Here is a 26,318-nt window from a genome sequence, read left to right on the forward strand (position 1 = left end):
CGTACGGCTTACATCTCGCGTCCGTTGGTATGGATAACCTGTTTTAACCACGCGTAGCTCTTTTTCGGCACGCGCTTCAGGTCTTTCAGATCATGGTTTTCACGGTTGACATAGACCACGCCGTAGCGCTTACGCATGTCGCCCTGGGAGCTGAGAATATCAATTAACCCCCAGCCGAGGTAGCCGATCACCTCTGCCCCATCCTCGAATATCGCGTCCTTCATGGCCTTGATGTGCGCCCGGTGGTAGTCGATGCGGTAGGTGTCCTCAATCGGATTTACGCCGTCCCAGGACTCAATGACGCCAATACCGTTTTCAATCGGGAAGACCGGCATCCGCCAGTCGTTGGCGTAGCGGGTGATGATGGTGCGAAAGCCCAGCGGATCGATCTGCCAGTTCCACTCGGTGGCCTTCAGGTACGGGTTGTTTTTCTCGCCGTGCAGCAGGTAATAGTTCACCGGCGTGCCTTCCGGGATGGCATCGCTGTCCAGCGTTTTGCTGGCGTAGTAGCTGAAGGCCATATAGTCGTTTTTCGTGCGCGCCAGCAGTGCTAAATCCTCGGCGCGATAGATATCACCGAAGCCCTCCTGCTCCACCACGGCCATCACCGCCGGGCTATACCCCTGACCGGCAAAGACGCGCAGCAGGTTCTGGTTGAGAAATTCATCGTACTGCTGGGCACAGAAGATATCGCGTGGTTTGCAGGTGGCCGGATAGATAAGCTGGTGCGCCAGCATGCCGCCCATCAGCTGGCCCGGTTTGGTCTGGTGCAGATAGTCGGTCAGCGACATGTGCGCCACCATCGTATGGTGCTGAAGTTCATACAGCTCGCGCAGGGTTTGTTCACCTTTCATGTAACCGGAAATCCGGAAGGCTTCCGGCATATGAAAGATGTTCTGCTCGTTGAAGGTCAGCCAATACTTCACGCGGTCGCCAAAGCAGTCGATCATCTTTTTGCCGTAGCGGATAAAAGCCTCCATCACGCGGCGGTCGTTGAAGCCGTTGTATTCCTGCGCCAGCGCCAGCGGCATATCGAAGTGGTAGAGGCAGACCATCGGCTCGATGCCGCGGGCGAGCAGATCGTCAATAAAGCGATCGTAAAACGCAATGCCTTCGTCGTTGAAGGGGCCGTCACCCTGCGGGCAGACGCGGCTCCAGGAGATCTGGAAGCGGTAGCAGTTCATGCCCAGATCCTGCATCAGGTCGAAATCTTCCCGGTAGCGGTGGTAGGAGTCAGTCGCCACTTTCCAGTCGGAGGTGTTCTCCCCGGCCTCGCGAATGTCGTACACCGACATGCCCTTCCCGCCCTCATTCCATGCCCCTTCCGTCTGCATGCTGGATACCGAGTTGCCCCATAAAAAGTTGGCTGGCAGCGAATTGTTCATGCTTTCCCCCTTTATGACTAGTCATTTAAATTTAATGACTAGTCATATAGATCGAGATGAAACATCAGGCAAAGAGAAGGATCGTTTTTTGTGAGCAATGCGGAAAAAAAAGCCCCGGTAAGCGAAGCGCTACCAGGGCGAGGAAGGTTATTGTTGTGCAAGCTGATTTTGATAACGCATAACGCTTTCCTCGCATGTCGATTGGGTGTCTGTGAGTGATATCCGCCCCGCAGCCATCGCGAATGTGGCGTTCCTGTCCGTTTCTTGCCCAATCCTGCGAATCTATCCGCGCGGAGCGTCGCCAAAGACGCTGTAGTCCGGCAACTGCACCTGCTGATACGGCTCCCAGCCGCCGCCGAGGGCTTTGTAGAGCGCCACCAGGTCAAGCGCGCTCTGCACCTGCGCCTGTGCCCGTTGCTGTTCGGCCTGAGCAAGCTGGCGCTGGGCGTCCAGCACGTCGATAAAGCTGGCGATACCCTGCCGGTAACTGTCACTGGCGAGATCAAAGGCGTTTTGCAGCGCATCGATCGTTTTAGCCAGGCCCGCCTCACGCTGCTGGTCAGTGCGATAGCTCACCAGCGCATTTTCAACGTCCCCGAGCGCCGTCAGCACCGTCTGACGGTAGTCCAGCACCGCTGCCCCCTGCTGCGCGCGCGCCACCTTGACGCTGGAGACCAGCCGACCGCCCTGGAAGATGGGAATGGAGACCTGCGGGCCAAAGCTGTAGAAGTGGCTGCTCCAGTCGGTCAGCCAGTTGGATTCGCTGTTGCGCAGGCCGAACTGCCCGGAGAGGGTAAAGCTCGGGAACAGCTGTGCCACCGACACGCCAATCTGCGCCGTGGCGGCGTGGAGGTTCGCCTCGGCTTCGCGCACGTCCGGGCGACGGCGCGCAAGGGTGGACGGAATACCGGTCTGCACAATATCCGGCAGCGCGGGCATCGGCTGCACGGACTGGAGTTCGGCATCCAGCGCGCCCGGCGGCTTGCCGAGCAGGATCGCCAGCCCGTTCATCGCCTGGCGCTCCTGCGCCTGATACTGCGGCAGTTGCGCTTCAAGATTGCCCAGCTGCGCCCGGGCGTTTTCTACGTCCATCTGCGGTGACAGCCCGCCCCGCTGACGGCTTTCGGTCAGATCCAGCGTCTGCTGCGCGCTTTCAATCTGGGTATTCAGCGTGGCAATGATGCTCTGTGCCCCGCGCAGCTGTAGCCACGCGCGCGCCACTTCGGCTTCCAGCGACACCAGCGCATCGTTACGCTGCTCGATCGCCGCCCGCTGCTGCGCTTCGGCGGCTTCCACCTGACGGCGCACCTTGCCCCAGAGGTCGATTTCCCACTGGGCGTCGAAGCTGCCCTGATAGAGGTTTATCGGCTGCGTCAGCGGGCCTAACGCGCCCCGCAGTTCAGGATCGATATTATCTAACTGGTCATACACGCCGTGAGATTTCAGCTCCCCTTCCAGCCCAAGCTGCTGGCGCGTCGCCTGCACATTGCCATTCACCGACGGGAAAAAGGCCCCACCGGCCTGGTTAATCTGTTCGCGCGCGCCAGCAATGCGTAATACCGTTTGCTGTAGCGTCAGATTCCCGGCGATGGCACGTTCAATCAGGCTGTCGAGCTGCGGCGAGCCAAAGGTTTTCCACCAGCGCGGGTTGGTGGCGGCGGAGGACGTTTGCGATTTCACCGCGCTGTCGCCCTTATCGTTCCAGTGCGTGGTGGCGGGCGGCGCGGGCGGCTGGTAGTCCGGCCCGACGGCGCAGCCCGCCAGCAGCATCATTATCATCAGGGGGTGTAAACGTCTGTGTATCATCAGTGTGCTCCTGCACTCCCCTCGCTCTTAACCGGCGAGAGCAACAAACAAAACGGAATCAGTACCAGGGCCACCGCGCTCAGGATGGTGAAGACGTCGATGTAGGCCAGAAAGCGCGACTGCTCGATCATCGTCTGGTACATCCGCCCGGTGGCAATACCGGTCGGATCGCCCACCTGAGTGGTGAAGTTCTGGATCGCCTGGGCGCTTTCGCGTATCGCCAGCTGGAACTGCTCATTAAACGGCGAAGCGTGGTAAGCCAGATGCGCGCTGTGCGCCTGCGAACGCTCGGTGATCGCCGCCGTCGAGAGCGAAATCCCAATCGAACCGGCCACGTTGCGGAACATGGTAAACAGCGCCGCCGCATCGGCGTTAAGCCGCCTCGGGATCGAGATAAAGGCAATGGTGGTCAGCGGCACAAACAGGAACCCCAGGCCAATCGACTGGGCGCTGCGGAACAGCACCAGCGTTTCGAAATCGATATCCGGCGTCAGCGTGCGGGACCAGAAGAACGATACCGCCAGGCAGGTAAAGCCGAAGGCGATGATCCAGCGCGTCTGCACCACCGGCATCAGCTTCAGCACCAGCGGGATGGTCAGCACAATCAGCACCGCCCCGGGCGAGAGCACCAGACCGGACCAGGTGGCGGTATAGCCCAAATCCTGCTGCGCCAGCTGCGGAATAACTACCGAGCTGCCGTACAGGATCATCGCCATCCCCGCCATCAGCAGGCTGGAGACCGCAAAGTTGCGATCCTTCATGCAGTGCAGATCCACCACCGGCTTTCTGGCATACATCAGCCAGTAGATGGCGCCGATAATGCCGACCAACGTCAGCACCGCGAAGGTGCGGATAAAGTTCGAATAGAACCAGTCATCATCTTCACCCCGGTCGAGCATCACCTGCAAACAGCCAAGACCGAGGGCGATCAGGCCGATCCCCGTCCAGTCCACGGTAAGCTTCTCTTCCGATTTTTTCTCCCACGGCGGATCTTCCAGCAGCTGGTAGATGGCCAGCACCGTCACAATCCCTACCGGGATATTGATAAAGAACACCCAGCGCCAGGAGTAGTTATCGGTGATCCAGCCGCCCAGCGTGGGGCCAAGTACCGGCGCGACAATAATGGCAATGGACGAAAGACCAAAGGCTTTGCCCCTGTCCTCCGGCTTGAAGTAGTCAAGCAATACCGACTGCTGGGTGGGCTGCAACCCGCCGCCAAAGAAGCCCTGCATCACGCGGAACAGGATGATTTGCCAAAGCTCGGTGGCGATGCCACACAGGAACGAGCAGATGGTGAACATCACAATGCAGATCAGGAAGAACTGCTTGCGGCCAAACAGACGGCTCAGAAAGGCCGAGATGGGCAGCACAATGCCGTTCGCCACCAAGTAGCTGGTGAGCACCCAGGTGGATTCGTCATAGCTGGCCGAGAGCGAGCCAGCGACGTGCGGCAGCGCCACGTTGACGATGGTGGTGTCCAGAATTTCCATAAACACCGCCAGGGTGACCACAATCGCCACCGCCCACGGGTTACTGGCGGGTTTCCAGTTATCGTGGCTGTGATCCGTCATTCCACGGTGACCTTCGGTTCAACCGACAGCCCCAGCGGCAGCGGCTTGTTCGGATCCAGACCTTTATCAATGACGATTTTCACCGGCACGCGCTGAACGATCTTCACAAAGTTACCGGTCGCGTTTTCCGACGGGAAGGCGGAGAAGCGCGAGCCGCTGCCCTGCTGAATACTGTCGATATGGCCTTCAAGTTCCATATCCGGCCAGGCATCGACGGACACGGTCACTTTGTCGCCCGGCTTCATGCGCTCAAGCTGCGACTCTTTGAAGTTCGCCACCACCCACACGTTCGGGGAAACCAGCGAGAACAGCGCCGTACCCGCCTGCACCAGCGTGCCGGGCTGGACGTTGCGTTTGGTGACAAAACCGTCGAACGGGGCGCGGACTTCGGTGTAAGAGAGGTTCAGGTTGGCGGTTTCAAGCTGCGCTCTGGCCTGGTCGACCTGGCGCTCGCGCGCTTCGACGTTGGTCTCATGCTGGCGGATTTGCAGCTGAACCTGCTCCGCCACTTCCAGCTGCGCCTGCGCGCTGGCCAGACCCGCCTGAGCGCTCCGCAGTTGGGCGTTCGCGGCATCGATACTTTGTTGCGTGGTCGCGCGCGGGTCAACGCCGCGCTGACGGCGGTACTCTGCCTGTGCGTTGGCCATATCCGCCTGGGCTTTCAGTACCTGAGCTTTGGCTTCATCGCGCTGGGCGGGATATTGCACTTTCGAGAGCGCCAGCTGCGCCTGGGCCTGATGCAGCTGCGCAATTGCCAGCCCAAGCTGGGCCTGAGCCTGATCGCGCTGAGCGGTGGTATCGCGAGGATCGATCACCACCAGCACATCCCCTTTCTTCACGCGCTGGTTGTCCCGTACGCGAAGTTCGGTCACGTAGCCCGCCGTTTTTGGGGCGATCGTCACCACGTCGCCATCGGTAAAGGCGTCGTCGGTGGTCTCTTCGTTACGGGTTAAAAACCACCAGATCAGCGCCACGATCACCATCACGATGACCACAATGCCAAGGATAATTAACGGTTTTTTGCCCGGGCGCTTGCGCTCGTTATTGTTTTTATCCTGCTCGTCAGCAGGTGGGTTTTGATCTTCTGCCATAGTTCAGCAACGGTCCTGTCAGTGAGCGGCATCACACTATGCCGTTCACTAAAGCTAGGACGTTGCTATACATTTGCCAGGAAAAACTGACAAATTGCGCACTATATGAGAAGGAATAGTCCGAAACCGACCGCCGCTGACCAGAGCAGCATCGGGATTGACCAGAGATGGAAGCGCCACCAGATGCGGCGATCGTTCGCCATGCGCAGGGCGATCAGGTTTGCCAGCGAACCAGGCAGCAGCCCAAAGCCGCCGACGTTGACCGCCCACGCCAGCAGTACCGTCGGGGGAACATAGTTAAGCAGTAAGATGGTGGACGGCACGTTGCTGATAACCTGCGAGAGACCAATCGCCGTCAGCCATAGTCCCGGCTGGGACAGACCGCTAACGCTATGGAGAACGTTCTGCAATACCGGGAGTTGGATCAGCAGATGCACATCAATAAACATCGCCATAAAGACCAGCAGCAGGGTCCAGTCGACGCTCACCAGCACCCGCCGGGCGAGGAACAGGAAGCCGCACGCCACCAGCAGCGCGCCCACCAGCGCCTGGTTTAACTCAAGCGCGGTAAGGAAAACGATATACAGCCCCAGACAGCTCCAGACGAGACGCGGCTGCCACTGGGGGCCGGTGGTACCGCTGTGGTACTGCAACGATTTATTCGGGAAAGCAAACCAGCCCACCGCGAGTAGCGTCGCCACGATCGCCAGCGCCAGCGGTGCCATCTGCCCGGTAAACGCGGTAAACGACAGGCCAGAGCGTCCCCACAGCAGAATGTTCTGCGGGTTACCGATCGGCGTAAGCAGCGAGCCAGCATTGACGGCCAGCGCTTCAAAGATAATCAGACGGGTGACCGGTATTTCGCACAGCTTACGCAGCGTGAGGGTGAGCGGCACCACGATAAACAGCGCCACATCGTTCGTGAGAAACGTCGACAGCAGCGCCGCTGAAAAGACCATGAACAGGGCCAGTTTGCGCTCGGTGGCAAAACGGCGCACCATCTTGCGCCCCAGCACGTCAAAATAGCCGCTCAGCTCAACCCCTTTGGTGAGCATCATCAAACCGCTCAGGGTAATGATGGTGCGCCAGTCTATTGCCGCAGGCCAGGTCTGCGGCGCAAAGGGCACAAAGACGCTAAGCCCCACGCCAATGAGAAGTAAAAGATGGAAAAAACGATCGCGTTTCAGGGCCTGCAAGCCGGGGATGTTCATTCAGCGGAGGGACCGTATTTAAGCGTAAATTCGCGGAACCTCACCAGCGTCTCTTCGCTGACATGGTGTTCCATACCTTCGGCGTCCCGACGGGCAATTTCCGGGCTGACGCCCAGCACGAGTAAAAAATTCTCGACGATCTGGTGACGCTCGCGGCTCTCCTGCGCCAGCTTTTCACCCTCAGCGGTGAGAAACACCCCGCGCCAGGGGATCATCTCGATCAGCCCTACTGACGCCAGACGTTTTAACATTTTGGCAACGGTTGGCTGCGAGACCCCCAGCCGCGCGGCCATATCCACCTGGCGCGCTTCTCCAACCTCACGAATCAGATCAGAGATCAGTTCGACATAATCATCAATCAGCTCCCGGCGGTGCGCCTCGCGCACCTGGCGGAAGCCTTCCACATGCTCTTCAACGTTCACCAGTTGCGTCGTTTTTTTTGTTGTTGGCTTACCTGCGCGACGGTTCATTGTGCTTCCTCAATGGGGTTGACGCTTCCAGCGCCCTGTAACGGAGCGCACATTGTAAACCATAGCTCTACAAGCACAAAAAATTAACGAATTAGCCATAGCTATACAATATAGCCTGTGCTATATCTGTATGTAATGCAGTCACCCTTCACGGATCGAAGGGATCATGAATCAGGAGGTCTTATGAATGAATTCAAGAGGTGTATGAACGTGTTTACCCACTCTCCTTTTAAAGTGCGTTTAATGCTGTTGAACATGCTGTGCGATATGTTTAACGCCAAACCGCAGCAGGACGACAAATCTTCCCACTAAGCGGCGTCGCGGTACGCCGCTTCATTTTCCTGTCACATTTCCGCTGTAAACTGCTTTATTCCCGATTATTTTTACGGATTTGCAGCCCCCTTCGCAAAACATCTGTTTAGCAACTGTTGACCTTAATTCACGCTCGCACTATCTTCTTGCAGCCCTGCACAATTTGCGGCTCGCTGAAGCGGACCTCTCATTCCCTTTCCACGCACTGTCCGGCAGGCTTTGACCCTTGACGCCAGGGTGAGCACATGGCGTTTTCGTGATAGTGATCTATGAACGTAACCCTGATTGATACACTTGTTACCCGCAGCCGGGCCTTAAGCCCGTGGACGGGATTCTATTTTTTGCAATCGCTGTTGATTAACTTTGCCCTTGGCTATCCCTTCAGCCTGCTTTATGCCGTCGGGTTTACCTGCATCCTTCACCTGCTGTGGCGAAGCGCACCGCGCGTGCAGAAAGTGCTTATCGGGATCTGTTCTCTGGTCGCCGCGGCTTATTTCCCGTTTGGCCAGGCCTACGGCGCGCCGAACTTTAATACCCTGCTGGCGCTGCACTCCACCAATATGGAAGAGTCCACGGAGATCCTGACGATCTTCCCGTGGTACAACTACGTGGTTGGCCTTTTCATTTTTGGCCTGGGCGTGATTGCGGTTCGCCGTAAGCAGGTCGAGAAAAAGGCATGGGGTAAAATAGAAAGCCTGTGTCTGGCCTTTAGCGTGGTGACGTTTTTTGTTGCGCCGGTACAGAATCTGGCCTGGGGCGGCGTGTTTAAGCTTAAAGATACCGGTTATCCGGTATTTCGCTTCGTCAAAGACGTGGTGGTGAATAACGAGGAAGTGCTCGACGAGCAGGCGCGTATGGCCGAGCTTTCCACGATGAAAGACACCTGGAATGTGCTGGCGGTGAAACCGAAGTACCACACCTACGTGGTGGTGATCGGTGAAAGCGCGCGTCGCGATGCGCTCGGCGCGTTCGGCGGCCACTGGGATAACACGCCGTTTGCCAGCACCGTCAACGGTACGCTGTTTACTGACTACGTGGCGGCCAGCGGCTCGACGCAGAAATCCCTTGGTCTGACGCTCAACCGCGTGGTGGATGGAAAACCGCAGTTTCAGGATAACTTTGTCACCCTGGCCAACCGGGCTGGTTTTCAGACGTGGTGGTTCTCCAACCAGGGACAGATCGGCGAGTATGATACCGCCATTGCCAGCATCGCGAAGCGTGCCGACGAGGTGCAGTTCCTGAAAAGCGGTGACTTTGAAGCGGATAAAAATACGCAGGATGAAGCGCTGTTAAAAATGACCGCGCAGGTTTTTGCCACCCAGCGCACCCAGCCGCAGCTGATCGTCCTGCACCTGATGGGTTCTCACCCGCAGGCCTGCGACCGCACGCAGGGAAAATACACCGAGTTTGTGCAGTCGAAAGAGACCTCCTGCTACCTCTACACCATGACGCAAACCGACGATCTGCTCAGCAAACTTTACGCACAGCTGCGCAACAGCGGCGACAGCTTCTCAATGGTCTATTTCTCAGACCACGGGCTGGCGTTTAAGGAGCGCGGTAAAGAGGTGCAGTATCTCGCCCACGATGACAAATACCAGCAGAATTTCCAGGTACCGTTTATGGTGCTGTCGAGTGATGACAAAACGCATCGCATCATCAAAGCTCGCCGTTCCGCGAACGATTTCCTGAAATTCTTCTCCCAGTGGACGGGGATTAAGGCGAAAGAGATAAAAAATGATTACCCGTTTATCTCCGGGAAGAAGGGCCCGCCAGTCTACATTACCAACTTCAAGTTACAGAAAGTCGACTATAACCATCTTGGGACGGATATTTTCGATATTAAGAGTAAGTGATCTCTGCCGTCTCGTGCGGGCTGATGTTCTCACCCTGGCCCTCTCCCACCGGGAGAGGGTTCCCCAGTAATTTCAAAACAGAAGCAATAACGTTGCCTCAGAAGAACTGAAGGCTTTCAGCGATGCCTCGGTCCGGCTGTAAATCGCTGAGGCGTTTCCTGTAGGCCGGGGCGAGGCGCAGGGATGCGCCGAGAGGGCGGGCTTTACAGGGATGTTACCTCCGCCCGTCCCCGATAAGCCGGAAGGAATAAGCCGAGGGCACCGCGAAGCGGCGATTTACCGCCGGAAGCCCGGGTCGCCAGGGTGGTGGCGACTGAGCCACCCTGGCACGTTCACCGGTCATGTCGTGACAGAGTAGCAGGGAACATAAAGTGAACGGAATGACCACCAGAGTCGTATGTTCCCCCTCACCCCAGCCCTCTCCCACAAGGGAGAGGGAGCCGTCTGTGCAGGCATTATTTTGTGGGGAACCCTCTCCCATGGGGATATGTTACAAACAAAAAAATCCGCCTCAAAGGGCGGATTTTTTACTGGCTCACCGAAGTGATTAGAAGCGGTAACCTACGCCCGCGATCCAGGTGCCAACGTCAACGTTGCGGATACGGCTCTGCTCATAGGAGAAGTCCAGAGCAACGTTTTCGATTGGGTTGAACTGCATACCAGCGCCATAAGAGAAACCGTAGTCGCTGTTGCTTGCAGTACGGTTCAGACCTTCGTTTTCGGTCTGCTGGAATTTACCGTAGCCAACACCTACAACACCGTAGATGCTTGCCCAGTCATTCAGGCGGTAAGCAGGACCCGCGGTGATGCCGTAGTACTGACCTTTATTGTAAGAGCCATTTTCAGTACGATCTTTCTCGGTGTAAGTGAAAGAACCGATCACACCCAGCGGGTTGTTGTCTTGCTCGTAACGGTACTTCAGGTTGAAACCGTTGGTTTTGTTCATCACGCCCTGCATATCGCTCTGAGCGTAACCACCAGTTACAGTAGAAGTTGCCGCTACAGCGGTACCTGCGGAAACAGCCAGAACAGCTGCCAGTGCTGAAAGACATGCAATTTTTTTCATAACCACCTCAAATGTGCTTCAAGTAAGTCCGTAAGTTTTAAATATATCAAAAAATTCTGTGAAACTCTTTGTCATTCACGATGTCTAATGCGACCTTTCCTGTAACAGAACATTTCCAGCACAAGCTATCTCGTTAAAATAACACCAGATTTTCACCGGTAAATGCTAATAGTGCGCGTCATCGCCATTTAGTTCATCCAGATTATTCCTAATCTTTCAGGCGATAAAAGCATCAACGTTTCCTCATTTTACGGATTTTCCCTGGATTTTTTTCAACAGTAGCTCAACCGTTGCAGCTTATTTCCATTACACTGCGACTTTTACCTCTTTTGACATAAATTGACAGGAGAAAGGATGCCTGGTTTACCCCGTAAATCATCGGTCTGGATGCCGGTGGCAGTCATACTCATCGCGATGATGTCCATACAAAGCGGCGCATCGCTGGCAAAATCGCTCTTCCCGCTGGTGGGTGCGCCGGGCGTCACGGCGCTGCGTATCGCGTTAGGCACCCTGATCCTCGTGGTTATCTTTAAACCCTGGCGGCTGCGTTTTAAAAAGGAGCAGCGACTGCCCCTGCTCTTTTATGGGCTGGCGCTGGGAGGGATGAACTACATGTTCTACCTCTCTATTCAGACCATCCCGCTGGGGATCGCGGTTGCGCTTGAATTTACCGGCCCGCTGGCGGTTGCCCTCTTCTCTTCGCGTCGTCCGGTAGACTTTATCTGGGTCATACTGGCCGTGCTGGGGCTATGGTTCCTGCTGCCGCTTGGTCAAAGCGTTTCACAAGTCGATCTGACAGGGGCTGCTCTGGCGCTGGGCGCGGGGGCATGCTGGGCGGTGTATATTCTCACTGGCCAGCGTGCGGGCGAAGAGCACGGCCCCGCGACGGTCGCCTTAGGCTCGCTGATTGCCGCCATCATTTTTGTCCCGATCGGAATGGCACAAGCCACGGACTCCATATGGCAATGGTCAATCCTGCCGGTTGGGCTGGCGGTTGCCATTCTCTCCACCGCGCTTCCCTACTCTCTGGAGATGATTGCCCTGACGCGTCTGCCCACACGCATTTTTGGTACGCTCATGAGCATGGAGCCCGCGCTGGCTGCCATATCAGGAATGATTTTCCTCGGGGAAACCCTGACCCTGGTGCAAACGCTGGCGCTCTGTTCAATTATCGCGGCGTCAATGGGCTCCACGCTGACCATGCGCCCGGAACCAAAAGTTCAAAAAATTGACCTTAACTAAGCCTTAAATTCTGCATGGCTTACCCGCCATGCAGAATATACCTCTCATCAGAGCTTCAAATAATTTCTTACAAACTCTGTTATATTGCCAAAATATTTCACCTGCCCGCCTTGTCAGGAGAGGAATTAAGATTGATCTGCATCAATTTATATAAACCCCTTTAATTTCAATGCACTGGCAATACACCACACCTTTTCACTATTAAACCAATAGGCAGAGCCAAACCGCAGACAATAAATCCGGTGCTATACTTAGTTCCGTAATTACCTGGGACACAAACATCAAGAGGATATGAGATTATGAGTACCGCTAAACTGGTGAAAACGAAAGCGTCTAATCTGCTTTATACCCGTAACGATGTATCGGATAGCGATAAAAAAGCGACCATTGAGCTGCTGAATCGCCAGGTGGTCCAGTTCATCGATCTTTCGCTGATCACCAAACAGGCCCACTGGAATATGCGCGGTGCAAACTTTATTGCCGTTCATGAAATGCTGGATGGCTTCCGCACAGCACTGGTGACTCACCTGGATACCATGGCCGAGCGCGCCGTTCAGCTGGGCGGTGTGGCACTGGGTACCACACAGGTGATCAACAGCAAAACGCCACTGAAAAGCTATCCGCTGGATATCCATACCGTTCAGGATCACCTGAAAGAGCTGGCGGACCGTTACGCGATTGTGGCGAACGATGTGCGTAAAGCGATTGGCGAAGCAAAAGATGAAGACACCGCTGATATCTTCACTGCCGCGTCACGCGACCTGGATCAGTTCCTGTGGTTCATTGAATCCAACATCGAATAATCCCTGCGGATTGTCTGAATAACCCTCGCCCCTGGCGGGGGTTTTGCACATTTATGGTGCGCACTTTTGCCCGCAACGGCCGCAAAAGTGAATAAAATGTAATAATCACCTCACACAACCGTTAACGGAAGATTGTTTTTTCTTCAGATTCTGCGCTAAATATCCCCTTGTCAGAAGGCCTTAACGACGCGCACCAAAACGGTGCTCCATTCTGGTGCAACCTGACAGAATTGCCACGCTTTTTGTGCAATGCGTGACATCATCCCCTTTGCAAAACAACAGCTTGTAAAACTGGCATGATTTTTTCATTGTGCCAGAGGTTCTCGCAGGGGATCGCCCCGTGGATATAAAAGGAAATGCTATGAAGTCTGTATTAAAAGTTTCACTGGCTGCACTTACCCTGGCGTTTGCGGTGTCCTCGCAGGCTGCCGACAAACTGGTTGTAGCGACTGACACGGCGTTCGTACCGTTTGAATTCAAACAGGGTGATAAATACGTTGGTTTTGACGTGGATCTGTGGGCCGCTGTCGCAAAAGAACTCAAACTGGATTACACCCTGAAGCCAATGGATTTCAGCGGCATTATCCCGGCACTGCAAACTAAAAACGTTGACCTGGCGCTGGCAGGCATCACCATTACCGAAGAGCGTAAAAAAGCGATCGACTTCTCTGACGGCTACTACAAAAGCGGCCTGCTGGTGATGGTGAAAGCGGATAACAACGACGTGAAAAGCGTGAAAGATCTCGACGGTAAAGTGGTCGCCGTGAAGAGCGGCACCGGTTCCGTTGATTACGCGAAAGCCAACATCAAAACCAAAGACCTGCGTCAGTTCCCGAACATCGACAACGCTTACATGGAACTGGGCACCAACCGCGCTGACGCGGTGCTGCACGACACGCCTAACATCCTTTACTTCATCAAAACCGCCGGTAACGGCAAGTTCAAAGCCGTAGGCGACTCTCTGGAAGCGCAGCAGTACGGTATCGCGTTCCCGAAAGGCAGCGATGACCTGCGTAACAAAGTGAACGGCGCGCTGAAAACACTGAAAGAGAACGGCACTTATAACGAAATCTACAAAAAATGGTTCGGTAGCGAGCCTAAATAATTTCACCTGACTTCAGGTTTGTAACGCCCGGTGGCGCTCCCGCTTACCGGGCCTACGTTTTTTGTTTTTCACCACGGTATACAGGAATACATCATGCAGTTTGACTGGAGCGCCATCTGGCCTGCCATTCCTCTCTTGCTTGAAGGCGCTAAAATGACCTTGTGGATTTCGGTCCTCGGTCTGGTTGGCGGGTTGATTATCGGTCTTGTCGCCGGTTTCGCCCGCACCTACGGCGGCTGGATTGCAAACCACATCGCACTGGTTTTCATCGAAGTGATCCGCGGCACCCCTATTGTGGTGCAGGTCATGTTCATCTACTTTGCCCTGCCGATGGCCTTCACGGACCTGCGCATTGACCCGTTCAGCGCCGCCGTTGTCACCATTATGATCAACTCCGGCGCCTACATTGCGGAAATCACCCGCGGCGCGGTACTGTCGATTCATAAAGGCTTCAGCGAAGCCGGTCTGGCGTTAGGTCTTTCCCGTCGCGAAACCATCCGCCACGTGATCCTGCCGCTGGCGTTGCGCCGCATGCTGCCGCCGCTGGGTAACCAGTGGATCATCAGCATTAAAGACACCTCGCTGTTCATTGTTATCGGCGTGGCCGAGCTGACCCGTCAGGGCCAGGAGATCATCGCGGGCAACTTCCGCGCGCTGGAAATCTGGAGTGCGGTCGCCGTTGTTTATTTGATTATCACGCTTGTCCTGAGCTTTGTTCTGCGTCGTCTTGAAAGAAGGATGAAAATCCTGTGATTGAATTTAAAAACGTTTCCAAGCACTTTGGCCCAACCCAGGTGCTGCACAATATCGATTTGAACATCAGGCAGGGTGAAGTGGTGGTGATCATCGGGCCGTCCGGTTCCGGTAAATCCACCCTGCTGCGCTGCATTAACAAGCTTGAGGAGATCACCAGCGGCGATCTGATCGTCGATGGCCTGAAGGTTAACGATCCGAAAGTGGACGAGCGCCTGATCCGCCAGGAAGCGGGCATGGTGTTCCAGCAGTTCTACCTGTTCCCGCACCTGACGGCGCTGGAAAACGTGATGTTCGGTCCTCTGCGCGTGCGCGGGGCCAGCAAAGCGGCAGCGGAAGCGCTGGCAAAAGATCTGCTGGCGAAGGTTGGTCTGGCGGAGCGTGCCCACCACTATCCGTCCGAGCTGTCCGGTGGCCAGCAGCAGCGCGTGGCAATTGCCCGTGCGCTGGCGGTGAAGCCAAAGCTGATGCTGTTTGATGAGCCTACGTCCGCGCTCGACCCGGAGCTGCGTCACGAAGTGCTGAAAGTGATGCAGGATCTGGCGGAAGAAGGCATGACGATGGTGATCGTGACCCACGAAATCGGCTTTGCCGAAAAAGTGGCGTCCCGTCTGATCTTCATTGATAAGGGTCGTATCGCGGAAGACGGTGATCCGCAGGCGCTGATTGCGAACCCACCAAGCCAGCGCCTCCAGGAGTTCCTGCAACACGTCTCCTGATAGCCATACACAGAGCCGGGCATGCCCGGCTTTTTTACGCCGGATTGTTCCCAAAACCTCCCCTCCGCTTCCCGCGCTCTATACTTATCATTTTGCACGATATTTTTGTCGGAGGACGCCGTGCCGTGGATCCTGTTGCTACTGTTAAGCCTGTTCAGCGCGCCATCACTTGCTGTAACCCTTCCCGGCGTCACCACCGGCGCCACCGCCACCCAGCAAAATGCGCCGCCAGAACCCGACGCTGAACAGAAAAAAGCCGCCTACGGCGCGCTTGCCGACGTGCTTGAAAACGACACGTCCCGGCAGGAGTTGATCAATCAGCTGAGAAAGGTGGCCGCCACGCCGCCTCAGGATCCGGTTCCCGCTATTGCGCCGCCGGAAGCCGAAGAAGAAAAAACGGTACTGGAAAACGTCACCGACATCAGTCGCCGCTACGGGGAAGCCCTGTCGTCGCGTTTTGCCCAGCTCTTTCGCAACCTGGTTGGCACCTCCCATAAGCCTTTTAATCCTCACACCTTTTCCGCCGCCGCCACCCAGTTTGCTATTCTGGCCGGTGCCGTATTCATTTTTTACTGGCTGTTGCGCCTGTCAGTCTGGCCGCTTTACCGGAAGATGGGTCAGTGGGGACGTAAAAAGAATCAGCATAAAAGCAGCTGGCTGCATCTTCCGGCAATGATTACCGGAGCCTTTATTATCGATTTACTGCTGCTGGCCCTGACGCTGTTTGTCGGCCAGATGCTGGCCGACCGTCTTAATACGGGAAACAAAACCATCGCGTTTCAGCAGGGGTTGTTCCTCAATGCGTTTGCCCTGATTGAGTTCTTTAAGGCCCTTCTGCGGTTGATCTTCTGCCCGCGCGTGCCGGACCTTCGCCCCTTCGCCATTTCGGATCAGAGCGCCAAATACTGGGCGGTGCGACTCAGCGTGCTGAGCGGGTTGATCGGCTATGGCCTGCTGGTTGCCGTACCCATTATTTCCAACCAGGTTAACGTGCAGTTCGGGGCGCTGGCTAACGTGCTGATCATGCTCTGCATTACCGTCTGGGCGCTTTACCTTATCTTTCACAATAAAAAAGCGATTACCGACAGTCTGCTGCACCTGGCCGATCGCTCCCTCTCCTTTTTCAGCCTCTTTATTCGCGCCTTTGCGCTGGTGTGGCACTGGCTGGCCAGCGCCTATTTTATTGTGCTCTGTTTCTTCTCCCTCTTCGACCCGGGTAACAGCCTGAAATTTATGATGGGGGCGACGTTCAAAAGCCTGGCGATCATCGGCATCGCGGCCTTTGTCTCGGGCCTGCTCTCCCGCTGGCTGTCGAAAACAATCACTCTCTCGCCGCTGGTGCAGCGTAATTACCCGGAACTGCAAAAGCGGGTGAACGGCTGGATGACGGTGTCCCTGAAAGTGGCGCGTATTCTGACGGTCTGCGTGGCAATTATGCTGCTGCTGAACGCGTGGAGTCTGTTTGATTTCTGGAACTGGCTGCATAACGGCGCGGGGGAAAAGACCGTTGATATTCTTATTCGCATCGCGCTGATCCTGTTCTTCTCCGCCGTCGGCTGGACGCTGCTGGCAAGCCTTATCGAAAACCGTCTGGTGTCGGATGTCCACGGCAGACCGTTGCCGAGCGCCCGCGCCCGCACGCTGCTGACCCTGTGCCGCAATGCGCTGGCGGTGATTATCAGTACCATCACCATCATGATTGTGTTGTCGGAAATCGGCGTGAATATCGCCCCGCTGCTGGCGGGCGCCGGTGCTCTGGGGCTGGCGATCTCCTTTGGTTCGCAGACGCTGGTGAAGGACATTATCACCGGTATTTTTATCCAGTTTGAGAACGGGATGAACACCGGGGATCTGGTGACCATCGGACCGCTCACCGGCACGGTGGAACGCATGTCCATTCGCTCCGTCGGCGTGCGTCAGGATACCGGCGCGTACCACATCATTCCGTGGTCATCGATCACCACCTTTGCCAACTTTGTGCGCGGCATTGGTTCGGTGGTGGCGAATTACGATGTCGATCGTCACGAGGATGCCGATAAGGCGAAACAGGCGCTGCGGGATGCGGTGAGCGAGCTGATGGAGATGGAGGATATTCGCGGGCTGGTCATTGGTGAGCCGTCGTTTGCGGGCATCGTCGGGCTGACGAACACCGCCTTTACCCTGCGCGTGTCGTTCACCACCCAGCCGCTAAAACAGTGGACGGTGCGCTTCGCTCTCGACAGCATGGTGAAGAAGCACTTCGATCTGGCGAACGTGAGAGCGCCGGTGCAGACGTATCAGGTATTGTCGCCGCCCGCTTCGCCGCTCCCTCCGCAGGAGCCGACGCTGTAGCCGAGCCGGGTGGCGGCTTCGCCTTACCCGGCCTGCGATGAGGTGCTATTTGCGGCGTTTGTTATCGTCCATAAAGGTCCAGGCAATAAAGCGGCTCTGCTTCTGGCCCTGCGCCATCTCTTTTTTGACCACTTTCACCGCGCCGACGTCGGTCAGGGCGCGGTAAAGCGGCGGCAGGTTATCGCCACGGGAGACCAGCGTGGTAAACCATTTCACCTGACGACCGAAGCCCTTACTCTCGGCAATCATGCGCAAAATAAAGGCCACTTCCCCGCCCTCGCACCACAGCTCCTGCTGCTGGCCGCCAAAGTTCAGCGCGCCATCTTCAGCCTGGCCCAGGTTACGCCGCTTGCGTTCACTTCCCGCGCGCGCGGAGGCGGCGGAATCGTGGAACGGCGGGTTGCACAGGGTGGCATCATAGTGTTCGTTCTTATGAATGATGCCGTTGAAAATAGCCGCCGCATCCTTCTGACGACGCAGACGAACGGCCCGGCTTAACCCCGGGTTGGCGTTGATAATGGCCTGCGCGCTGGCGAAGGCCTCGGCACCCGTCTCGCTGCCGGTAAACCGCCACTGATACTCATGTGCGCCAATCAGGGGATAGATCAGGTTCGCGCCGGTCCCGATATCAAGCACGGTAGCCTGTTTCGGCACCACGCCGCCATTGTCATCTGCCAGCAGATCGGCAAGGTGATGGACGTAATCCGCACGGCCTGGCACCGGAGGGCAGAGAAAACCCTCCGGGATGTCCCAGTGCGTAACGCCATAAAAATGGGCCAGCAGCGCTTTGTTCAGCGTTTTCACCGCCAGCGGATCGGCAAAGTTTACCGAGGGTTCACCGGCTGGGGTCTGAACGATAAAATCCAGCAACGCAGGGCAGCTCTGGCACAGGGCTTTCATGTCGTAGCGGCTACGATGGCGGTTACGCGGGTGCAATCCCGGCTTTTGGGAAGTCATGGCATTCTCCTTTAAACAGCCGCGTAAGATACCCCGTGACGGCGCGGGGGTAAATATCTGTCTGCACTGTACAAAAAACAGACGAAAATCAGCAATTTGTATGTCTATGATCTGTCAGCACATTGTCAGTATTTATCGTTCAAAAAATAAGCAGATCATCATCAAATTTTTGCGCTAAATCACATTCGTCAGGCTTCTAAACTTAAGAGGAATCACCTGTTGTTTCCCCTGAGGATGTGATTATGAAAAAGTATCTGACCTTAATTATTGCGGGTGCGCTGGCAGGCGCGTCGTTCTCTGCCTGGTCCGTTCAACCCCTGACCGACAGCACCGATACCAGCCAGCTACGCGCGGCCGGGACGGTCTCAGTCAGCCGGGCAAGCAACCTTGATGACCTTCAGGACAAGCTGGCCGAAAAAGCCCGTCAGGAAGGAGCGAAAGGCTTCGTGGTGAACGCTGCCGGTGGCGATAATCATATGTACGGCACCGCGACCATCTATAAATAACGCCCTCTTTTCCCACACTGCATCTGCCAGGCAGATGCAGTTCTCATTTCCTTCCTTCACCTTGACTGTGCGTTTTTTAACCCCATATTGAGAGGTATGGCTTAAACAGATCAGGAGAACATGATGGCTTCCGGCTGGGCGAATGACGACGCCGTTAACGAACAGATCAACAGTACTATTGAAGATGCGGTTTCCCGTGCTCGCGGTGAAATTCCGCGCGGCGAAAGTTTAACGGAATGCGAAGAGTGCGGGGAGCCTATTCCTGAGGCCCGGCGTAAAGCCATTCCCGGCGTACGGCTATGCATCGCCTGTCAGCAGGAGAAAGATTCAAAAAACTCGGCTCATTCAGGATATAATCGCAGAGGATCGAAAGACAGCCAGTTACGTTGACTTTCCTTTACCGTAGTTAACCGCGCCAGCAGTTTACTTTACGCTCACGACTTTTAGCGAAACGCGTAGCAAAACGTGCCCTTCTCACTGCTTCTGTAAAGCGCATCCACAAGAAGTGTCAATTGCGCTTCTGAATTTATTAATAATCAATAAGTTATTTGTCATTCAATTTTTTTGAGCAACCACGTCAATTCTCTTCGATTTTATCTTCCGCTGAAAACCGTGATACTTATCACATCGACGGAACATCGTCCCCTTAACAGAATAACCTGCGAGAATTGACCTATGAAAACCATCAAATATGCTGTTGCCGCTGTTGCCCTGTCCGCTCTGTCTTTCGGCGCTTTCGCTGTAGAGCCTGTCTCCTCTACTCAGGCACAGGATCTGAACAAAATCGGGGTGGTGAGTGCTGAAGGCGCGACCACGCTGGACGGTCTGGAAGCCAAACTGGCTGAAAAAGCTGCCGCTGCTGGCGCAAGTGGATACACCATTACCTCCACTAACGGTAATAACAAGCTCAGCGGTACTGCGGTTATCTACAAGTAATCGAACACATTATGCTCCACCCTCGCCATACCCTCTGGTGAGATGCTCCAACCCTCATTGACCCTGTTGTTGTTACCCTTGTTTGCCCGTCCGCCACTGGACGGGCTTTTTTTTGCTTAAAACGACTGGGCCACGCGCTGCAACCCGGCGTCCACAGACTCCACTTCCCCTGCCGCCAGCAGACAGCAGGCCATTTGCAGCTTGATTGACTGCGGAACCGGCACCTTTCCGGCCAGACACTGCACTATCCAGTGCGCGGTGACCTGCGGATCTTTCGACTCAGGCAGGATCACATCGCTGTTCTCTTCCCCACGTTCGAGCACGACCCGCGTTCCGGCAGGCTCAATCAGCATCAGCTGTGGACAACGCTGCGGGTTGGCGTACACCTCCCCTTCCGTCCCGTGCATCAGCAACGCCCGCCCGCCGATTTCGGCAAAGAATTGTCCAACGCGCGTCACGTACTCCGGATGGGAGACGCTGGAAAGGCGCAGCGCGGCGTCTTCGGCAAACGGCGTCGCCAGCTTCGCGAGGGTGTGAGCGCTGTTACGTACCCCCATGCGCCAGCGCATATCCAGCTGCTTTTCCAGCGGCGGGCAGAGCGCACGCACGGGAATATAGACCGGCTGGTTCCCCTCCAGTTTCGCCTGCGCCTGACCAGCATGGAGAGTGGGTTCGATGCCTAATAATTCCAGAATGGTTTCTGTCAGCACGCGCGTCGGATCTTCGCTCACGCCATGCACCACCACCGGGAAACCGAGTTTCTGCAACAGAATTGCCAGCAGCGGCGTGAGGTTTGCCTGCTTACGCGCGCCATTGTAGGTCGGGATCACAATCGGCATCGGCTTCGTGACGGGCGGGGTTAAACGCATCGTCTGCGCCTGCATGGCCTCGTAAAAACCACGCATCTCCGCCTCGCCTTCCCCTTTGATGCGCAGCGCAATCAGAATGCCGCCCATTTCCAGCTCCGGCACGTCGCCATTCAGCATATGCGTGTACAACGCACGGGCCGTCTCCTGGTCCAGATCCCGGGCATGGTTTTTCCCACGCCCTACCTCTTTGATAATTTTGCGGTAATCCACGACATTTCTCCTGACAGCATCATCTTGTTAACAATATAGCCCGATGAACACGCCCCCGATAGTGTTTTGTGATCAATATCAACCCGCTGTTTTCAGCTAAAAAAAATAAACTCAAGTACTTTTTGCATTATTTGTGATTGGGACAAAAGATTCGTGCTCGCCTTTTTTTTGATTAAATAAACATCTGAAAGTCATTAAAGGCCAACGGTGAAAACGTCAAGGCAACGTTTTTGCCAGAAACAAATCAGGATTTACTATGAACAAGGTTGCATTAGGGTTATTTATTGCCGCAACGGTGGGATGTTCTGCATCCGCATTTGCGGCAACCAACGGCGAAGGCCAGATCAATTTTACCGGCGAAATTATCGATTCTGCCTGTCAGGTCGTGAATGGATTAAGTAATCCATTAAACGTTGAGTTGGGTAAAGTGTCAAAAACGGTCTTTACGGGTGCCGGTTCGACCAGCACATTAACGAAGTTTAATATTGAGTTAACGAATTGCCCGGAAACGGTGACCTCCGCAGCGATTAACTTTGGCGGTACGCCGGATGTTAATAACAACACTGCGCTGGCAATCACGCCAGATACAGATGCTGCGACCGGTGTGGCCATCCAACTGGTTGACGCTTCCGGACAACCTGTCAGCCTGTATACGCCTTCGAAGGAATATCCGTTAACCTCCGGTACGGCGGTTAACGATCTGGAGTTCGGCGCGCGTTATATTCAGACCCAGGCAGCCATTACCGCAGGTCCTGCCAACTCGGTATCGACCTTCACCGTTATTTATAACTGATCTTATCAATCCCGGGATATTAATGCTTTTGCGGGCATTAATATCTCGTCTATTTATTGAGAAATCTTTATGCGCCACGGTTATTTACTAAGCACTCTTTTACTGGTAGCAGCCTCGGCACATGCGGGGGTCATTATTAATGGTACCCGTCTGGTCTATCAGGGAGATAAAAAGGAATCATCTCTTGGTCTTTCAAACCCAGATACGACGGATTATCTGGTACAGTCCTGGGTCGATTCTGGCAGTAAAAATCCGGCCAAAGCCCCGTTCCTGATCACTCCGCCGCTTTTCCGTCTGGATGCGAAAGAGGATAACGTCCTGCGCGTGGTGCGTACGGGTGGAAATTTACCGGAAGACAGGGAATCCCTGTACTGGTTGAATATTAAAGCGATCCCGTCTTCAAAGCACGTTGAAGGCATGAATACGCTGCAAATTGCCATTAATACCCGCATTAAATTGCTGTATCGCCCGTCTGCGGTAAAAGGCAAACCGGACGATGTGGCCGATCAACTTGAATGGCGTCGTGAAGGTAACGACTTAGTGGTGAATAACCCCACGCCTTTCTATATGAATTTCCAGACCGTCACGCTGAATGGTCAGAAAGTCACAAAAGCGACCTGGGCCGTACCAAAAACCGAAACGCATTTTGCTTTACCGGGCAACGTCGGAGGCTCGACCGTCGCGTATTCCATTATTACTGATTACGGCAGCGTCAGCCATACCTGGTCGAAGTCCGTTCATTAATAATATATCCCTGTCATAAGATGATCATGTACAGCCATAAAAAGCCGTTCACTTGCCGATTTTCGTCATTACTGGTCATTCTTTGTGGCCTGGTAATGGCGATCTTTGCGCAGCAGGTTTTGGCGGATGATTATTTTAACCCTGCCCTGCTGGATATTGATAATCCGCAGCAGGGCATGACCGACCTGTCTGTCTATGAAAAAGGACCGGGCCAGGCGCCGGGTAAATATCAGGTCGCGGTGTTTATCAATAACGCGAAAATTGATACCCGCGACGTTACCTTTTCATTAGTGAAAGATGCCGAGGGCACCAGCACGCTTCAGCCCTGCTTTAGCCTGGAAGATTTAAAAAGCCTCGGTATCAAAACCCAGAAATACCCGCAGCTGATGGCAAAAGGCCAGTGTGCCGATTTAAGCGCTATTCCTGCGGCTTCCGCGACCTTTCGCGTGCGCAATCAGCAGCTACTACTGAGCATTCCTCAATCGGCGCTGGGCCAGGTGCCTCGCGGTTACATCGACCCGAAAGAGTTTGACGAAGGGATCAACGCAGGCCTGCTTAACTACAGCGCAAATGCCAGCCAAAGCCATGCACGCCAGCAGGGGGAGCAGGATAACAGCAGCCAGTACGTCAACCTGCGTCCTGGTTTGAACATTGGAGCCTGGCGGGTACGTAACTATTCCACCTGGAATCGCAGCACTACGGGTAACGAGGAGGAGCACAAATTCACCTCCGTTTATACCTATGCGCAACGCGATATTGTGGCGATGAAAAGCGACCTCACCGTTGGCCAAAGCACCTCGCCTTCCGACGTTTTTGACAGCGTGCCCTACACCGGCATAGAGCTGAAATCCGATAACGACATGCTGCCGGACAGTCAGAAAGGCTATGCCCCCATTATTCGCGGCACCGCCCACAGCAACGCGCTGGTAATGGTCCGCCAGAACGGTTACGTCATTTATCAGAACACGGTTGCACCGGGCGCGTTCGAAATTAACGACCTCTACCCTACCGGCAGCAGCGGCGATCTCCAGGTCACGGTGAAAGAAACCGACGGCAGCGAAAGCCATTTCGTCGTGCCCTATGCCTCCGTGCCGGTGTTGCAGCGTGAAAAAAATCTGCGCTACAGCGTTACCGCCGGGCGGTATCGCGCTTATGACAAAGATGTTGAAAAGACGCCGTTTGCCCAAGGGAGCGCCATCTATGGTTTACCCTACGGCTTCACCGCGTATGGTGGCCTTCAGCAGAGTAGCCATTACCAGTCGCAGGCAATAGGTGCCGGGAAAAACATGGGCGATCTGGGAGCGTTCTCCATCGACGTGACCCGCGCCAAAGCCCTGCTGAAAAAACAGCAGGCGAGTACAGGGCAATCGTGGCGCGTACGCTACAGCAAAGATTTCGCCGGTTCGGGCACCAACTTTACGCTTGCGGGCTATCGCTATAACAGCAAGGGGTTTTACACCCTGGACGACACTATGGAGTCGTATACCCATTCCGACGACTGGTCTGCGCCCCAGCAGCGCCGCGCCCGTACCGAAGCAACTATCGACCAGACGCTGCCGGAAGGCTGGGGGTCCGTCACGCTGAGCATGGTGAAGGAAACCTACTGGAGCCAGAACCAGGACATGACGTCCATGAGCGTCAGCTACAACAACAGCTGGCACGGCGTAAGCTACAGCCTCAGCTACAGCATGAACAAAAACACCCAGGACAGCGATGAAGACGGTAATGAGGTCACGAACGACAACCAGTTCTCGCTGAGCGTTTCGGTACCGCTGGATCGCTGGATGCATAACACCTGGGCCACGTACAACCTGAACAACACCAAAGACGGCACCACCCAGAACATCGGCCTGAACGGTACGGCCCTGAAAGAAGACAACCTTAACTGGAATATTCAGGAAGGGCTAAGCACCACGGGGAGTGGTAATTCAACCAGCCTGAGCGCCGACTACAAATCGACCTATGGCGAAGTGAACGCAGGAGTCAGTCAGGATCAGCATCAGCAAACCCTGAACGTGGGTGTGCAGGGCGGCGTGATTGCCCATGCGAATGGCATCACGCTGAGCCAGCCGCTGGGTGAGACGATCGCGCTGGTGAAAGCCCCGGGAACGCACGGGACGCACATCGCGAACCAGACGGGCGTCGAAACTGACTTCCGCGGCTATACCGCCGTGCCGTACGTGACCGCCTATCGTCATAACACCATTGCGCTGGATACCGAAACGCTGCCGGACGACGCCGACGTCACCCACGCCGCGCAGATCGTGACCCCAACCCGCGGCGCCGTGGTACGCGCCAGCTTTAATACCCGCGTGGGCAATCGCGTACTGATGACGCTCACGCAAAACGGAAAACCGCTGCCCTTCGGCGCAACGGTTACCACGGACGATAAGGACAGCGAATTTATTGTCGGGAATGACGGCCAGACCTACCTCTTGGGTCTGCCACAGCAAGGGCATCTCAATGTCTCCTGGGGACAGGAGGCAAGCGAGCACTGCGTCGCTGACTATGCCCTCACGGATGAGAAAGCGAAATCCAGCATCATTAACGCTGCCGCGCAGTGTCACTGATTACCGAGCAGGCAAAACATTATGCAAATGATTAAACAGTGCTTTTTCTTACTGATCCTGGGGACCGCGGCGTTATTTATGCCGCATGCGAAGGCGACCTGCACGACGCCGGATCTCCCCAAAATGATCAACGTGGCATCCATTTCTGTCCCGACGACGCTGGCCGTTGGCGCAACCATCCCCGGTACAGAGCAGAGCGTTCACGTTGCCGGGCATTGCGATCAGAGTAACGACAGCGGTCTGGAAATCGTTTCCTGCTACTACGGCACCGGCTCGGAAATTCCCGGGCTCAGGGGCGTATACGATTCCGGCGTACCGGGCATTGGAGTCGCGCTGATGAACGATCAGGGTCAGCGTATCAGCGGCGCAGGCGGCATAGAGTGCGATTCCCGCGGCACCCCCGTTGGCTACGTCTCTACCGATGGTACCCAGTCTTTTAATTTTGAGGTCACGCTTGAACTGGTGAAAACAAGTGACACCGTGACATCCGGCACGCTGGTGCAGTCTCAGACCGAATTCGGCATTGGCGTTTTCGGCCATGAAGGGATTGGTAACCCTAACCACATCGCCTATTCAGGTAACGTCATTCTGCATCAGGTTACCTGCTCCGTTTCGCCGAAAAACCTCACCGTTAATTTGGGCGATTTTCCCGTCAGTGATTTTATGAGTGTGGGTTATCTCTCCAGCCCCGCTCAAAATTTTAATGTCAGCGTTAACTGCGATACAACCGTACAGCCTGAGTTAAAAATCACCAGTGCTAACGGGTATGAAACCGCATTTGATGGGGTGCTTAAGCTCACGAAGCAGACAGGGATGGCAACCGGCGTCGGGGTGAGAATGTTGTTTGATGACCATATTGCCACCTTTGACACCTACGTCACTACCCAACGACAGGCCGTGGCCAATGAAACGCTGGAAATCCCCTTTCAGGTTCGATACGAGCAGAGCGGTGATGTCGTGACGCCCGGCCCCGCCAACACCGTTGCAACCATTACTCTCGCCTATAAGTGACCAA

Annotated in this window: 24 protein-coding genes; 15 read left to right on the top strand and 9 right to left on the bottom strand. The window is 55.3% G+C overall.

Going from position 1 to position 26,318, the window contains the following annotated elements:
* Positions 1 to 8: 8 nt before the first annotated feature.
* The 6 genes from ACOTX7_RS05095 to mntR form a co-directional block, all read right to left on the bottom strand.
* The gene (locus ACOTX7_RS05095) at positions 9 to 1,385 is read right to left on the bottom strand and encodes a glycoside hydrolase family 1 protein (RefSeq protein WP_221257125.1); all 1,377 of its coding nucleotides are present in this window, start codon (positions 1,383 to 1,385) and stop codon (positions 9 to 11) included.
* A gap of 282 nt (positions 1,386 to 1,667) precedes the next feature.
* Positions 1,668 to 3,191 (bottom strand): efflux transporter outer membrane subunit, encoded by a 1,524-nt coding sequence (locus ACOTX7_RS05100; protein ID WP_205924188.1) that lies wholly within the window; start codon positions 3,189 to 3,191, stop codon positions 1,668 to 1,670.
* Positions 3,191 to 4,762 (bottom strand): DHA2 family efflux MFS transporter permease subunit, encoded by a 1,572-nt coding sequence (locus ACOTX7_RS05105; RefSeq protein WP_006809495.1) that lies wholly within the window; start codon positions 4,760 to 4,762, stop codon positions 3,191 to 3,193. Before ACOTX7_RS05105 ends, ACOTX7_RS05100 begins: the two co-directional genes overlap by 1 nt.
* Positions 4,759 to 5,853 (bottom strand): HlyD family secretion protein, encoded by a 1,095-nt coding sequence (locus ACOTX7_RS05110; protein WP_421626062.1) that lies wholly within the window; start codon positions 5,851 to 5,853, stop codon positions 4,759 to 4,761. Before ACOTX7_RS05110 ends, ACOTX7_RS05105 begins: the two co-directional genes overlap by 4 nt.
* A gap of 101 nt (positions 5,854 to 5,954) precedes the next feature.
* Positions 5,955 to 7,064 carry an anion transporter gene (locus ACOTX7_RS05115; RefSeq protein WP_006809497.1) on the bottom strand — a complete coding sequence of 370 codons (1,110 nt, stop codon included), beginning with the start codon at positions 7,062 to 7,064 and terminating at the stop codon, positions 5,955 to 5,957.
* Positions 7,061 to 7,534 (bottom strand): manganese-binding transcriptional regulator MntR, encoded by a 474-nt coding sequence (mntR, locus tag ACOTX7_RS05120; RefSeq protein WP_001081699.1) that lies wholly within the window; start codon positions 7,532 to 7,534, stop codon positions 7,061 to 7,063. The genes ACOTX7_RS05115 and mntR overlap by 4 nt, the downstream gene beginning before the upstream one ends.
* 183 nt (positions 7,535 to 7,717) lie before the next feature.
* On the opposite strand from mntR, the gene mntS reads away from it, so the two are divergent.
* The gene (gene mntS / locus ACOTX7_RS05125; protein ID WP_001303253.1) at positions 7,718 to 7,846 is read left to right on the top strand and encodes a manganase accumulation protein MntS; all 129 of its coding nucleotides are present in this window, start codon (positions 7,718 to 7,720) and stop codon (positions 7,844 to 7,846) included.
* Between the two features lie 269 nt (positions 7,847 to 8,115).
* The gene (locus tag ACOTX7_RS05130) at positions 8,116 to 9,699 is read left to right on the top strand and encodes a phosphoethanolamine transferase (RefSeq protein ID WP_006809498.1); all 1,584 of its coding nucleotides are present in this window, start codon (positions 8,116 to 8,118) and stop codon (positions 9,697 to 9,699) included.
* A gap of 547 nt (positions 9,700 to 10,246) precedes the next feature.
* On the opposite strand, the gene ompX is transcribed toward ACOTX7_RS05130, so the two are convergent.
* Complete coding sequence (ompX, locus tag ACOTX7_RS05135; protein ID WP_006809499.1) at positions 10,247 to 10,765, bottom strand: outer membrane protein OmpX; 519 nt, start codon at positions 10,763 to 10,765, stop codon at positions 10,247 to 10,249.
* A gap of 354 nt (positions 10,766 to 11,119) precedes the next feature.
* Here ompX and rhtA point away from each other — a divergent pair, with 354 nt between their 5' ends.
* The 6 genes from rhtA to ybiO all read left to right on the top strand — a co-directional run bounded on the left by rhtA (position 11,120) and on the right by ybiO (position 17,718).
* The gene (gene rhtA, locus ACOTX7_RS05140) at positions 11,120 to 12,007 is read left to right on the top strand and encodes a threonine/homoserine exporter RhtA (RefSeq protein WP_006809500.1); all 888 of its coding nucleotides are present in this window, start codon (positions 11,120 to 11,122) and stop codon (positions 12,005 to 12,007) included.
* Between the two features lie 299 nt (positions 12,008 to 12,306).
* The gene (dps, locus tag ACOTX7_RS05145; protein WP_000100801.1) at positions 12,307 to 12,810 is read left to right on the top strand and encodes a DNA starvation/stationary phase protection protein Dps; all 504 of its coding nucleotides are present in this window, start codon (positions 12,307 to 12,309) and stop codon (positions 12,808 to 12,810) included.
* 361 nt (positions 12,811 to 13,171) lie between these two features.
* Entirely contained in the window at positions 13,172 to 13,915 is a 744-nt protein-coding gene (gene glnH, locus ACOTX7_RS05150; protein ID WP_006809501.1) for a glutamine ABC transporter substrate-binding protein GlnH, read from the top strand.
* A 93-nt stretch (positions 13,916 to 14,008) separates the two neighbouring features.
* The gene (gene glnP, locus ACOTX7_RS05155; RefSeq protein ID WP_003858462.1) at positions 14,009 to 14,668 is read left to right on the top strand and encodes a glutamine ABC transporter permease GlnP; all 660 of its coding nucleotides are present in this window, start codon (positions 14,009 to 14,011) and stop codon (positions 14,666 to 14,668) included.
* The gene (gene glnQ / locus ACOTX7_RS05160; protein ID WP_125358221.1) at positions 14,665 to 15,387 is read left to right on the top strand and encodes a glutamine ABC transporter ATP-binding protein GlnQ; all 723 of its coding nucleotides are present in this window, start codon (positions 14,665 to 14,667) and stop codon (positions 15,385 to 15,387) included. The genes glnP and glnQ overlap by 4 nt, the downstream gene beginning before the upstream one ends.
* A gap of 120 nt (positions 15,388 to 15,507) precedes the next feature.
* Positions 15,508 to 17,718, top strand: coding sequence for a mechanosensitive channel protein (gene ybiO / locus ACOTX7_RS05165; protein WP_221257221.1), 2,211 nt, complete (start codon positions 15,508 to 15,510; stop codon positions 17,716 to 17,718).
* A 45-nt stretch (positions 17,719 to 17,763) separates the two neighbouring features.
* Here the strand turns inward: ybiO and rlmF are convergent, their stop codons facing one another.
* Complete coding sequence (gene rlmF / locus ACOTX7_RS05170) at positions 17,764 to 18,675, bottom strand: 23S rRNA (adenine(1618)-N(6))-methyltransferase RlmF (RefSeq protein ID WP_221257124.1); 912 nt, start codon at positions 18,673 to 18,675, stop codon at positions 17,764 to 17,766.
* Between the two features lie 242 nt (positions 18,676 to 18,917).
* Here rlmF and mcbA point away from each other — a divergent pair, with 242 nt between their 5' ends.
* The 3 genes from mcbA to ybiJ all read left to right on the top strand — a co-directional run bounded on the left by mcbA (position 18,918) and on the right by ybiJ (position 20,117).
* Positions 18,918 to 19,181, top strand: a complete 264-nt coding sequence (gene mcbA / locus ACOTX7_RS05175) for a DUF1471 family periplasmic protein McbA (RefSeq protein ID WP_032673749.1) — start codon at positions 18,918 to 18,920, stop codon at positions 19,179 to 19,181.
* Between the two features lie 123 nt (positions 19,182 to 19,304).
* Entirely contained in the window at positions 19,305 to 19,571 is a 267-nt protein-coding gene (locus tag ACOTX7_RS05180) for a DksA/TraR family C4-type zinc finger protein (RefSeq protein ID WP_221257220.1), read from the top strand.
* A 285-nt stretch (positions 19,572 to 19,856) separates the two neighbouring features.
* Entirely contained in the window at positions 19,857 to 20,117 is a 261-nt protein-coding gene (gene ybiJ / locus ACOTX7_RS05185; RefSeq protein ID WP_003858474.1) for a DUF1471 family protein YbiJ, read from the top strand.
* 116 nt (positions 20,118 to 20,233) lie between these two features.
* Here the strand turns inward: ybiJ and ybiB are convergent, their stop codons facing one another.
* Positions 20,234 to 21,196, bottom strand: coding sequence for a DNA-binding protein YbiB (gene ybiB, locus ACOTX7_RS05190; RefSeq protein WP_047354280.1), 963 nt, complete (start codon positions 21,194 to 21,196; stop codon positions 20,234 to 20,236).
* A gap of 256 nt (positions 21,197 to 21,452) precedes the next feature.
* Between ybiB and ACOTX7_RS05195 the strand changes: the two genes are divergently transcribed.
* The 4 genes from ACOTX7_RS05195 (at position 21,453) to ACOTX7_RS05210 (ending at position 26,314) form a co-directional block, all read left to right on the top strand.
* Positions 21,453 to 21,989, top strand: coding sequence for a fimbrial protein (locus tag ACOTX7_RS05195; protein ID WP_213826402.1), 537 nt, complete (start codon positions 21,453 to 21,455; stop codon positions 21,987 to 21,989).
* Between the two features lie 69 nt (positions 21,990 to 22,058).
* Complete coding sequence (locus tag ACOTX7_RS05200) at positions 22,059 to 22,733, top strand: fimbrial biogenesis chaperone (protein ID WP_001215778.1); 675 nt, start codon at positions 22,059 to 22,061, stop codon at positions 22,731 to 22,733.
* Between the two features lie 20 nt (positions 22,734 to 22,753).
* The gene (locus ACOTX7_RS05205; protein WP_421626063.1) at positions 22,754 to 25,303 is read left to right on the top strand and encodes a fimbria/pilus outer membrane usher protein; all 2,550 of its coding nucleotides are present in this window, start codon (positions 22,754 to 22,756) and stop codon (positions 25,301 to 25,303) included.
* 21 nt (positions 25,304 to 25,324) lie between these two features.
* Positions 25,325 to 26,314: a fimbrial protein gene (locus ACOTX7_RS05210; RefSeq protein WP_221257122.1), complete on the top strand. Its 990-nt coding sequence runs from the start codon at positions 25,325 to 25,327 to the stop codon at positions 26,312 to 26,314.
* The last annotated feature ends 4 nt before the right edge of the window (positions 26,315 to 26,318 follow it).

Source organism: Enterobacter cloacae complex sp. IR5418, assembly GCF_049238105.1.
GTDB lineage: Bacteria > Pseudomonadota > Gammaproteobacteria > Enterobacterales > Enterobacteriaceae > Enterobacter > Enterobacter hormaechei.